Raw genomic sequence first — 12,250 nt, 5'->3', positions numbered from 1 at the left:
ATCTAGCAAAAACTGTCTACTCTAGTTTAGCAGTCACAATTATCCATTTTTTGGTATAACATAAGTAACACAACATGTATTCTCTTTCTTGTGTATTTTATACTGATTATACAAAGAAACTGTCCATTTAGAAAAATTGCTTCTTCTTGATATATGTAAGAAAAAGCTCTGCAGAAAATAAATTAGTTCTAAATCTCTTCCTATGAATTTGAGATATTAAGGAATTGATACTCATTACCTTTCCTGCTTCTCTCTCGGAACTCGGGCACTTAAGTCGTGCTTCAGTGAACCAAGCAACGTGGTATAAATATCGAAAAAGCCTAAATTATTTCTTCTTTGCCAGTTCATCACGGTCTAAAGCTCTTGGAGGTTCTTCCAACCAACCGTGCTTAATCATGATATTTGCTCCATCTTCTGCATATAACAGTATTTCATGCAGTATCCTATCATAAGCCACACCAATATCCCTTCTAGGACTCATTGACATACTACCTCCGTAGTAACCTACACTAAGAGCAATTAAAGTGGTGACATAAAACATCATTAGCTTATCTGAAAAGGTGTAAGCAGTTGAGTCACTTACTTCTGTATCCCATGACATAGGTGAATTAAGATCATTCTCACTTAATATCGAATTAAAAATTTCACAATGTTTTTTAGCAATTCCCTTTCCTCTTACTAAAAATTGTCTAACCTCTTTATTTTTCGCAACTTGACTAAATCCCGTCATAGTAGCCGCCCCTAAAGCATTCCTTTGGAAATTAGCATAAAGATTTGTTATTTCGGTACCAGTTAACGGTCTCCTTTCACCAAAATAACCAGTGAGGAAGCTTTGCTTTTTAACAAAGACAATAGTATCTGGTATTGGAAGATAAGGAGGTCTAATATATAGTCCTTTTGATAACAAAACATTATTTGTTTTATTTAATAATCTGTCTGCTTCTGCAAGACACTGACTAAAATAGCTGTAAACATCTTCTCTCGTTGAAAAGGATAAACTCATACTGTATGAATTCAATCCTATCTTCCCCATCTGTTCAAGATAGTTTAGAACATACGTATCTGAATATAACTTTGGAGCATTTATATTAACATCTTCTTCGTATTTAAAACCATAAGGAATTGGATATTTTTCCAGATTAAATAATTCAGTTAATTTTCTAATATGTATTTCAGATATGGTTATTGCATAATCAATTACATCTTTTATATCTTCATCTTCGCATTTTTCTTCAAAATACTTCAGCTGGCATAACGCTGCACTATCATTTAGGTATGCAGTCCATAGGTTAGTTATTTCTGCTGATGTCAGTTTAATATTATTGTGCTTGTACTCGCTTTCTACATTTTCCACTTTAAATCACCTCTCCATTTTAACGAATTTTAGTAGTGCTCTTTGATATTTTTGCTTTTAAAAGTCATAATTATACAAAAATAGAGCCAGTTTTTTTACCAACTTAAAAAATCCTTAAACAGGAAATGAGTTCCGCTGCCGAAGCCATTAAGCAGTGTGCCCTTTCAGGAATTGGTTTTGCCTTACTTCCTAAGATAAACTGAAGTCGAAGTGGAACGTGGTAAACTTCCTTGGAGAACCTCAGAATTGGAGGTTTATACACTGTGCATAATGACAAGTGGCTTTCACCGATAATTTTATCTTTTATAGAAGCAGCAAGAGAGGTTATGTCTATAGAGGAAGACAATATGTTTAAACCTATTTAGACATATTGCCCTGGATATATTTTTGCATATAGCAGTACTTACTTCGCTGTAAAAATTATATGCTTTTCTACTTGATAAGAAATGCACTTCCGAGTATTTATTTTTGACTGATGCTCTTTTGACTCGTCTCATCAGATGCCTATGGCTGAGACTGACCGAAGTAAGCCCCAGAGTGACCGAATCAGCTAGTAAAGTGACCGAGTTCTTCCTGAAACTGACCGAAACAAACCAAAAAATGACCGGATTATTTCTTCTACTAGTCTGCGAAGCAAGAAGAAATCCCGGTCCTTAGAAAAACACAACTTATCTCCATCATGTCGAAAGTCGTTTTAAATATCTCTTTTATCATGAAAGATATACATTTACACTGCATTTTTTTAATAAATCAGTTTATTATGTAGTTCCTCACTAACTTTCACCGCTCGCTTATAAAGGAAAGCTTTAAAACTATCAAAACAAATTCCTAAGCTACTAAATTATAAACGATTCCATTTAAGTGATTTTTTGTATAGTTAAACTCAATTTATAATTCTACGCAAAAAATTGATTGGTATAAGCTAATAAATCTTTCTTTATACCGCTAAAATCTTGTTGCAAATCAAGAGACACCACTATAACTTGATTCCCTTTAATATGATAAGTATGGTTAGGTTGATTTAATGCCGTTGTTTTGGCATAAAGTAACATACCTGCAACCGTTTCATCCGGTTCTTTTTTCCAATTGTTTATATATGTAAATATTTGATATAGGTTACTGGATTTTTGTTTTGCAGCTCCGCCTTCAAACCTTGCTATCATATTCTCAGAATAAAATTTCGCATCCACAATCAATGTTTTTTTATCTTTTTGAAGCACAAGATCTGTTTGCATCAACGGTAATGCCTCTGTGAATTCATCATCAACCATCCACTTAATTTGAGGATGGGATACCTTATATTTCGTTTCACGTTTAAAAAAGGCATAGATGAACTTTTCATATAGAGACGATAATCTTTGTTCATCTTGAGCCTCTTTCATCATTTGTGACGTAGTGTTTTCATCAAATAACAACTGCTCATAAAGATATCTACACACGTCTACAATAAATTGATAACGAATATTTTGGCGGTTATATCTTACGTTTTTCCATAGCTTCAAATCTAGCTCTACATCTGACACTTTAGTAAAATAAGGCAGCATACCATAAAATAATCTACGCATTTTTTGATCTATTTTAGTTGAACGCGATAGGTAAACGAGTGTCGCTTTAATAATTTGATTCAATAAGATATTTTCAGAAAATTCATCATAAACGACTGCAATTTTTTTATTTACCAATGCGTTTTTCTTTATCGTAGAATTGATATCAATTTTTCCTTTAATCACATTGGAAGTCTCTTCAACACTTATATAATCTTTACTTAATCCACCGCGAATCAACACTGGTATACCTATAGATAAAATTTCTGCATAAAGCTCTTTGACGTTCTCAAATTTTTCTGTTCCGAGTCGTTTATACTCGGCAAGATTTATCGTTTGATATGCATAAGATAGCATATAGTATATATTACGAATTGGAATATTATTATTTCGCTCCATCGTAACAACCTCTTAGTCGTTCAGCCCAATCGTTTGCTTTCTGTTCATCATCAAACCAATACTCGAATAGCTGTGGAATAATTTCATATTCGATTACTTCTTCAACACGAGTTGCCGTATTAACTTTATAAGCATCACCTACAAAATAGCTATGCCCAATTACAAAGCCTGTCCCTAGCTCTTCCACAATTTGATTATTTAAGCTTTTAATTTCAGCAATGATACGATTTAACACTTCTGGATTGTTTAATTCATTTACATACGAGTTAAATGTCAGATTGTGGAATGCTGGTTTAACTTCAAAAAACGAAAATCTTCTTCTCAGTGCATAGTCTAATAAAGCTAAACTTCTATCGGCTGTATTCATCATCCCAATGATGTATAAATTCGATGGCACCGAAAACATATCATTAGAATATAGGAGATTGATTTTCTCGCCTCGCTTATCAGCTTCGATCAGCATCATTAATTCTCCAAATATTTTACTCATGTTCCCCCGATTAATTTCATCAATAATAAAGAAATAGTCTCGTTCTGGATCTCGTGCTGCTTTTCTAGCAAACTTTACAAACGGCCCTTGTTTCAGTTCAAACCCTTCTCCTTCAGCTTTTGGACGGAACCCTTCGATAAAGTCCTCATAACTATAGCTTTGGTGGAACTGAACCATATGGATCCGTGTTTCATCTTTTTCTTCCATCATTACATTCGCTAAACGTTTGGCGATATACGTTTTACCTACTCCTGGTGCACCTTTCAAAATAAGATTCTTCTTATTTTCAAGTAAAGAAATTAGACGTCTAAGCTCTTTCTCCTCGATAAAAACATCCGAAAGAAATTCATCTATTGTATAAGATTCATTTTCTTGAACAGTAGGCTTAGACTCAATAAAACGAATATAGTAGTCAATCGAGCTTCCTGATACCCCTTTATACTTTTTATAGGCTTCATCTGATACAACAGCATCTTTCAACCGTTTTAGTTGCTCAATATCAGTTTCACCAAAAATTGAAGCATCAAAATATTGCTCTATATCCTTTAACGCACTTACTTTTTGGGTAACTGTTTTATCATTCAATCCAGCTCCTGTATCTGTAACTTGATTGGATAACCAATTTCGAAATTCATTTACTTCAGCAATTTTCGGATCAATAACATCTTCATTCATTACTTGATCAATTTCTTGAATAAAATTCGGATAAGCATTTAGACATGTTAATGTTTTTTGAGCAAAAGACTGATGTAGTTCCCACTTTCCAACTTGAACCCATTCTACTTTTCTTCTATGTTTATATTCAGTTGCTTCATCATCATAGTAGTAATCTCCCGTAACCACTCCTCGTGCCAGGATTCTTTTCATTCCTTCTTTTACATAAACTACGTCACCTGTTTGAATTTCACGATAGAAATCCCATACAGCCTTAGTATCATTAACAGGTCGAACACCATCCGCTCTTTGTTCAGCTATTGTTCGTTCAACAGCTTCCTTAGAATCATAGTTTATTAGGTCCCCTAAATAGTCCCACCCAAGTGCAATCACATTTTCTGCGTGAAACTGATCCCATAATCTCGAATTTTCACCTGGTGAAATAACCCAATAATTAACGCTGTTATCAATTTCATCTTCCTGATTCGCGATTTTCTTCTCTTTTTTAGGAAAAGTTAAAGTAGGATTTTCATCATAATATAAAAATATTAAATAGGATCTCATTAAAACGCCCCAGTCAGGTATCCCACCTAAATTATCAGGCTTACTTCTTACGCCGCGATTATATTGATCTTCCGCATATTTTTTTCTAAATTGAATTCTTGTCTTACCAAACTTTTCTGGGTAGCGAGGTGTACTTTTACCATCTACTAACCTTTCAATATCTGTATCACTTTGTTCCGTCATTTGTTGATAGATATTTTTAAATTCTGAATAGGATTGATAATCAAAGAAATTTTCCTTATAGCCGCTAGCTAATCCATACTTTTCTAAAAGGTGTCCTAGTTTTTCAAGATATGGCGTGTACCACATACCTGTTTTTTCACCTAGATTTTCTGTAACCCAAGCTTTATATTTTTCTTTTTGAGTATTTACAAGATCAGTCATAGGGTACCTCCAAAAAATTTATTGTCTTAAATTATTACAATAATATTCTTCACCTGTTTTAAACGGTCCAAATTTCAACTCCGGCCTGTAACATACTATTAAGGAATATGACTAAAATTCAACTAGCAACACCTGAAATTCTCCATTCTTTTCTACGTCTAAAGATAAATAAGGGCGCCAACTCGGTCGATAGCTTTTTTTCAAGAATAAATCCGCTTCTCTATTTTTCCTTGTACCTTTCGAAGCTTCTTCACCCCAAGAGAGTACCCCAGTTATTTCAGCACCATTATGGATGTGAAAGGCTTTATCTACAGGATTCATTTTCTTGCCTGGGTTCCAGTATACTTGGTCATTTGTGATCAAAATAGCGTAACCTTTATGTTCGGAAAGCCCGGAAGTTACTTTTTCTAATTTCTGCATATCTTTGATAAAATCATATCTTGCAACATCATGTGCCCCTTGTTTTTTCAGATGTATGTGCTTATTCTGATAGACAGTTTGTACTAGCGAAGTCTTAAAACGCAATTCAATCAGCAATACCTCACTATTACGTTTTGCTACAATATCAATCTTTTCATTTCTAATGGGGTAGTTTGTTTTTACGCTATAGCCGGTAGATTCTAAATGATGCTTTAGTTTTTCTGTAAGATCTCGTTGAGACTGAGGTAATTGCTTTTTCTCAACAAATGATCGAAACCATTTAGGAGTATTCAATTGCCTTTTGTCTACGTTTTCTTCACTATCTTTTCTCTGTTCTATAAATGTCTTTGGGATAAAGTTTTTTTCACTTTGTTGAGATTTAATGCTTAAAAGTAAAAAGCGGAATTGACCGGTATGGTTATTGCTCACTTCACTGAAATCATTCCACTTGACATTATATTTCCCATTTAATTTTATTTTCTGCTCTCTTCCTCTTTTCGTGCCTTCACCAGCATTGTCACTCCAGTTTAAAGTCCCCATTAATTTTTGTCCTTCGTGGAGACGAAATTCTTTATCAATCGTTTGTATTTCACTGTGAGGCTCTATATAATAACTATGATCATTCGTCAGAAAAATTAAAAAGCCCTCATCAACCAATTTTTCCTCAACCATTTTTTCAAGTCTTTCTACATCTTTTACCACATCATATCTTCCTATATCTTGTGCCCCTTGATGATTTAAATGAAACTTCTCACTTCGTATTTCAATATCTAATGAGCGAGTCTTGTACTTTAATTCAATGGCATATTTCTTGCCTTGATGAATAATTAACAAATCCAGATAAATTCTAGTACTACGTCCATAAAGTTTTGTTTCTAGGCGAATTTCGCTTTGTGGATAGCACTGTTGTATTTTCCATGCCAAAGCATGCTGAAAATCAGCTTCAGAGTGAAATAGCGGTCTTTCATTTGAGAGAGAGTTTAAGATATACTTAATATCCATACTGTAGTCTCCTTACAATGTTTTTACTTACAATTATTGTGTTGCTAAGTGTTATAATGCTTTCCGTAACAACCGATTGAATGATGCAATGAGATAATAATAGTTGTTTTTATCTTAAATGCCTATATGCCTGCCCCACGCTTGACAGCACCCAGCAGATAAGGATTAATTAAAGAAGCACCTACCTTTATTGCAAAAGATATAAGTATGTATATCGTGGAAGAGTTGCTAATTCCAGCAATCACTTCCTCTTTTACTTGTTGGGTAATAAGCTTGATGCTACTCATCTCCCACCTCTACCAATAAAACTTTGTCTTCAAACTTGCCACGATCTTCTGCTTTCTTTTTGCGAATTTCTTCTACTTTTGCAATGTCAGCTCCATGTGTTTTTGCCAAAGCATGCATCACCTCTAAAATATCTGCTAACTCTTCTAAGCTCTCATGATCCTTATCTGCTTCTAGATATTCCTTGATTTCCTCTTGTAACTTGGCATGTAAAGCATCTTTATAGTCGCTATTATGTAATATTTTTGTTTGATAAGATAAGCCTTTTTTCTCTAAAATCGCTGGAATATGATCTCGTACTAACTTGTGATAGACAGGCATAACCTTTCCCCCTCTTTCTAAAAACAGATTGAAGATTACTCGGGTGGATATGGAACGATATTAGGAACCGCTTTTCGAATACCACCGCGAGGATCATCGATATCCCCTTTATTTCGTGGAATTAAATGAAAATGAAGATGATCAATCGTCTGACCACCCATACTCTCCGATGTTGACACCGATATTATAGCCATCCGGTTGGTATTGCTCATCAATCAAAGCTTTTCCTTGTTCGATCAATTGGTGAATCACGATGATTTCCTCTGGTGTTGCATCAAAATAAGTGGCTTTATGTTTTTTTGGAATGATGAGTAGATGTCCTTTTTGGACTGGGTATTTGTCGAAAAAGGCTAGTGCTACATCATTTTCTAATAGGATGTCTAATTGAGTGGTTTGACAGAATGGAAATGGCATAAGCTCTACTCCTTTTTCTACTTATACTTATTACGCTTGGAACGATTGTGACAGTTCTAACCCTTATGTTATACTTACAGTAAGAAATGAATATAATATAACCCGTAGCGGACACTACGGGTTATGGATAAGCGGTTCCCCCAGAAGGGTCGGCTATCAAGTGTGATAGACCTCTCCTAGTTACTTGTTGGGCAAATAGGGAGGTCTATTTTCTGTTGATCAAAGGGAGTTAGCCGACCTTATCCTAAAAGAACGTTATCCTATTTTAGGATAGCATAACACCTGCGAACATTTATTCTATATTAGGGATAATTACTAATTTTAAATGGCTATTTTATCTTGAAAGAATTACACATCAATTTTAATCAGTCATTTTATTCTGTAGTTCCTCACTAACTTTATCCGCACGCTTATAAAAGAATGCTTCATAATCATCAAATTCTTACCGAATATTCATTTGAACAATTTGAGAGTCGAATAAACCTAAAACAATAAAGGTGGAATTTAAAGTGAAACAAATGCAAACGAAAAAGGTACTAAACCTACGTACAGAACAAGGTAGCAAGTTAATTTTTAATCTCAATGAAAATGCATTAACAGGTATTACTGTAAACAAATTTATCGAACTAAGAAAATTAAGCACTGCTGACAGTTACCAATACTATAATAAAGTGAAATTAAAGTATATTGGTTTGTTAGGTATGTTAGCTATAAATCACAAGATAAATCAGGAAGTTTAAGAAACTATTTTCTTCTTCATTCATGATATTATTTATAACATTTCTTTGTAGGAAATATTCACTTAAATTACTGATAAAATTAAAATACCGGTGGTCGGGGTCGAAATTAAAATCAAAACGTTGATATGTATTAAGGGTTTGTAAATTCCATGCGTGAAATGATTATTTTGACTGGATAATCTATTTGTCATTAGTCATGAAATTATTCTGTTTTCCAAATATTTAACTGCAATAGCAATTAAAGTCAAACAGCGTTTGTATAGATAGTCGTAATGTCTGTAATCCTCGATATCAATTTTTAGAGTTTCATGATGACGAATTCTAAAATTATTTCCAATTGCTGTTAGTTCTCTAAACTCTTTTTCAAACAAATCTTTAAACGCCCTTTTATTACCACTCATATCTTCAATAATTTTATTGGTTGATTTTTTCTTGTCTAGTGCCTGAAAAGAGTAATATGTTTTTAGTCTTTCAAATGCATCCCAGACTTTTTCAACTGCAATTTTTAGATTTTCCTTTTCATAATAACTCTGAGCTTCTTGGATTAATTCTTGAATCCCAACCTCTTGAATCGAAGCAAATGAACTATTCACGATATGACTATCAACGAGATACTCGACTTTTCCACAACTTAATTTCATTGGAACATCATTCAAGTTGAATATCGTATTTATTTCATCTGTAAAATTACTATCACAATATTGATCAAAGAACTCAACTGCATCTAGTAAATAATATGGTGATGTGTACAAAATGAAATCTTCTAGGCTATTCGTTTCCACAAATTGATTGTCTATGTAGGTCTTGGGAGGGTAAAACTTTTCAATATCATAAAGTACTTGATCGGAAACCAAAACTAAATATGTCAAACCCGTTTCGTCCATCTGCTCAAGTCTATAATCATACCTTTCGAATAACTCATAAATTCTGTTTCTTGTAACTCGTTTAATCTTCAAAACTATTTGTTTCTGCTTTATCGCCTTTTTATTTCTCTGCGAAAATGGAATAAATACTTCATTTTCCTGATAGATTCTCCATTTATATAAATCACGATTAGATATTTTTTCTGCTGGATAAATTTCGTACCCATCGTGTTGTAGCAAACTGTTTATCTCAGCAAGAAATTCTTTCCAATATCCTCTTTCTATCCTAACTTCAGGATGAAATACCTCACATAAAAACTTCAAATATGTTTCATCTGATCCATTTTTAAGCTGAAATCGCTCATCTTCAAACACCCAACAATGAGGGTAATCATCATTATTTATAGTATGTTGAAAAATATCGCCCTCTGCAGTCGCATACCTAGAATCATAACTTTCCATCGCATTCAAATCGTACAACCTACTCAAAAATTCAAGTTCTTCTAATCGGCCATAGTAAAAATAAGTGACTAACTTTACATCAAATAATTCTTCAACTTCCATACCATCTCGAAATAATTCAAGAATATCTCGTTTTGTTATATCAGTAATTCTATTTGCGATTTCAAATCCCTCTCCTCATATAAGTATCAAAAAGAATAGTAACCAAATTATTTTAATAGTTTCTTGTGTAGAATGCACTCTTACTAACTCAAAAATAACCTATCTATTTGTAATAGCATTAAAATTTCTTTTATCACATCATCTGTTTTATCTTCAAATATTAAATCGGTAAATAATTTTATTTCGTAAAGTAATGTATAAAACCACGTTTCTAGTCCAGTAAAAAACACTGACTTATAATATCAGGAGTTATTTCATAACCTTCAAACTTTTTAATACCCTTCTCCAATCTCGCCATAACTCGTTTGTTAACATCAATTATGATATACGGTTTATCAATGGTAAGCATTTGTGTGAAATATGGTAATCTATGATCTTCAAAAAAACCTTCTCTACATTATTTCGTTTATCTGACTGACTAATATGCATATAGTAATAAAAATGAGGACCACCCGCTACTTAGTGATACTCTTTTTATAAGATTAGTTAAAAATACTTTGCCATCCTCCAGATTTTCTAACTACTTCCTCTATTTTTTCTTGAATTACAATGGCTAAACCTTCTTCTAGCTTAAAATGTTCACTTAGAACATGGTCTACACTTTTTACAATGTATGACACTACTGGTTCAGGTGTATAGTACACAGCTCTTATAGTTTTACCTTTTATTAAGGCTATCTTAAATAATTTGTGGTTCAACCTACATATATTTTTAAAAATTTCTTTATACTACCCCCATCGAGAAAGTTAATTGTTACACTTCTCACACCTTAGATACTGAATTTGCTACCATCTTTTCATTCCCAACCGGTGTAGTATAGTAGCGTTGCTCAATCCCCCACAGTAAATGTTTTAGTTCGTCTTCGTTATTTATTTTAAATTTTGATTCTTCTTCATCGAAGGAAAGCTTTTCACTACAATAGTCTTTTATGTATGAATAGATTGTACTCTTCTCCCTTGTTGAAAATCCCTTAATTGTTTCCATAGCTAATGCTATTCTTTTTCTATTTGCTGTTTTTACTTTTAATGCATCATAGCCTTCTCCAAGTTTAATGAATTCACTCCTTAAAAATTCCTCTGTTTCTAGTTGTGTGGCTTCCTTGTAAAGTTCTATAATGCCCTTAAAAATTGAAGTAAGCGATGAAATATCCTTAAAATAAAGCGTATCCTCTGATTTTACATAAACAGCATCGGGAATTTCATTAATAACTATTATAGGCGATTGATTCTCGATTACTGGTTCCCCAATTTTAAACCACTTTTTATTAACAATTAAAGATGGTGTAATTTTTTGAAAATAATATATACCTGTTTGGTATGAGCATAAAAAAAGTAAATTATTGATATCAATAGTCCCTATCTGATCATAGTCTGTAGAGATAAATTGTCGTTTAAGAAAGTCTAGACAGTAGTCTTCGTTTGAAAAATTTGGTATATGAAACCATTCATCATCTTCTAATTTATAGTCAGAGTTATATATTTTCGGGTTATCCAAGTCCGTTGGAAGATCAAAAACCTTGCCAGAAAGAACTTTATAAATTTTTCCTTCTCTTCCTTTGGTACTAGCCACTAAATGATTCATATGTTTCATCTCCCTAAATCAATAAAAGTAAAATCGTTAATTCTCCTCAATTTTGGCAAGTTAATATCATCAGGATTTTTAAGAGATTTTCGAGTTATCAGAAATATTCTAGTTTTATTAATCGTTGTCAAATAATAAAAATGATACCCAAACAACAAAAATAATGGATTAAAGTATAGGGTTTGAGAGAAAAATGTGAATAAAAACAATACCAAGAAGACAAAAATCAAGGTTTCAAAGTAAGGTACACTAAGCGCAACAAAGAAATAACCAAGGTAACTTGGTAAAAAAGCATTATTTGCTTGTTCCACTTCAATTATTTTCGATATTTTGATAGTTTTTTCTCGTCCATTTTCTATTTTTATATTTTTTTCGGTTTTCTCTAGACTATCATTAGCTAATGACTTCGCTAACAGGAGACTTATAAAAGTAAAGATTATTGGCAAACAAAAATACAGAGTATACGAAACAAAATCCGGCACATAGGATAGTTTATTATGCCATTGTATTGTTACTTGTTCTTTCACCAGAAATAATACAATTATTAGTGATGTAGAGTTGAAGGTAAGAAATAATCTATATAAAAAGTTTATGATTAACAACCTCATTCC

At 32.9% G+C, this 12,250-nt stretch carries 12 protein-coding genes and 1 pseudogene; 2 read left to right on the top strand and 11 right to left on the bottom strand.

The features are described 5' to 3' along the window. Nucleotides 1-325: 325 nt before the first annotated feature. Entirely contained in the window at nt 326-1,354 is a 1,029-nt protein-coding gene (locus tag GH715_RS10845) for a DUF3231 family protein (protein WP_163578598.1), read from the bottom strand. Nucleotides 1,355-1,488: 134 nt separating this feature from the next. Here GH715_RS10845 and GH715_RS21570 point away from each other — a divergent pair. Next, a pseudogene (locus GH715_RS21570) lies at nt 1,489-1,719 on the top strand (LysR substrate-binding domain-containing protein); the annotation flags it as partial. Nucleotides 1,720-2,250: 531 nt separating this feature from the next. On the opposite strand, the gene GH715_RS10835 reads toward GH715_RS21570, so the two are convergent. The 6 genes from GH715_RS10835 to GH715_RS10810 form a co-directional block, all read right to left on the bottom strand. Continuing rightward, entirely contained in the window at nt 2,251-3,297 is a 1,047-nt protein-coding gene (locus GH715_RS10835) for a 5-methylcytosine restriction system specificity protein McrC (RefSeq protein WP_153835296.1), read from the bottom strand. Continuing rightward, nucleotides 3,284-5,389, bottom strand: a complete 2,106-nt coding sequence (locus tag GH715_RS10830) for an AAA family ATPase (RefSeq protein WP_163578597.1) — start codon at nt 5,387-5,389, stop codon at nt 3,284-3,286. The genes GH715_RS10835 and GH715_RS10830 overlap by 14 nt, the downstream gene beginning before the upstream one ends. A gap of 111 nt (nt 5,390-5,500) precedes the next feature. Then, nucleotides 5,501-6,811, bottom strand: a complete 1,311-nt coding sequence (locus GH715_RS10825) for a hypothetical protein (RefSeq protein ID WP_153835297.1) — start codon at nt 6,809-6,811, stop codon at nt 5,501-5,503. 122 nt (nt 6,812-6,933) lie between these two features. Then, complete coding sequence (locus GH715_RS10820; protein ID WP_153835298.1) at nt 6,934-7,098, bottom strand: phospholipase D-like domain-containing protein; 165 nt, start codon at nt 7,096-7,098, stop codon at nt 6,934-6,936. Then, nucleotides 7,091-7,417: a nucleoside triphosphate pyrophosphohydrolase gene (locus GH715_RS10815; RefSeq protein WP_153835299.1), complete on the bottom strand. Its 327-nt coding sequence runs from the start codon at nt 7,415-7,417 to the stop codon at nt 7,091-7,093. Before GH715_RS10815 ends, GH715_RS10820 begins: the two co-directional genes overlap by 8 nt. Before the next feature lie 141 nt (nt 7,418-7,558). Next, the gene (locus tag GH715_RS10810) at nt 7,559-7,831 is read right to left on the bottom strand and encodes an HIT family protein (RefSeq protein WP_228760288.1); all 273 of its coding nucleotides are present in this window, start codon (nt 7,829-7,831) and stop codon (nt 7,559-7,561) included. Between the two features lie 509 nt (nt 7,832-8,340). On the opposite strand from GH715_RS10810, the gene GH715_RS10805 reads away from it, so the two are divergent. Beyond that, nucleotides 8,341-8,571 (top strand): hypothetical protein, encoded by a 231-nt coding sequence (locus GH715_RS10805; RefSeq protein ID WP_153835300.1) that lies wholly within the window; start codon nt 8,341-8,343, stop codon nt 8,569-8,571. Nucleotides 8,572-8,765: 194 nt separating this feature from the next. Here GH715_RS10805 and GH715_RS10800 read toward each other — a convergent pair whose 3' ends face one another. From GH715_RS10800 to GH715_RS10785, 4 genes are all read right to left on the bottom strand, one after another. Further along, the gene (locus GH715_RS10800) at nt 8,766-10,058 is read right to left on the bottom strand and encodes an AbiJ-related protein (RefSeq protein ID WP_163578603.1); all 1,293 of its coding nucleotides are present in this window, start codon (nt 10,056-10,058) and stop codon (nt 8,766-8,768) included. 482 nt (nt 10,059-10,540) lie between these two features. Further along, nucleotides 10,541-10,678, bottom strand: a complete 138-nt coding sequence (locus GH715_RS10795; RefSeq protein WP_163578596.1) for a hypothetical protein — start codon at nt 10,676-10,678, stop codon at nt 10,541-10,543. A gap of 142 nt (nt 10,679-10,820) precedes the next feature. After that, a complete protein-coding gene (locus GH715_RS10790; protein WP_153835302.1) occupies nt 10,821-11,639 on the bottom strand; it encodes a hypothetical protein in 819 nt (272 codons plus the stop codon). Nucleotides 11,640-11,644: 5 nt separating this feature from the next. Further along, nucleotides 11,645-12,121 carry a hypothetical protein gene (locus tag GH715_RS10785; protein WP_205601849.1) on the bottom strand — a complete coding sequence of 159 codons (477 nt, stop codon included), beginning with the start codon at nt 12,119-12,121 and terminating at the stop codon, nt 11,645-11,647. Nucleotides 12,122-12,250: the final 129 nt, after the last annotated feature.

The sequence above is a fragment of the Gracilibacillus thailandensis genome (genome assembly GCF_010994055.1).
GTDB lineage: Bacteria > Bacillota > Bacilli > Bacillales > Amphibacillaceae > Gracilibacillus > Gracilibacillus lacisalsi.
Note: the sequence above shows the minus strand (reverse complement) of the source record. Positions and strands in the feature narration are given on the sequence as shown.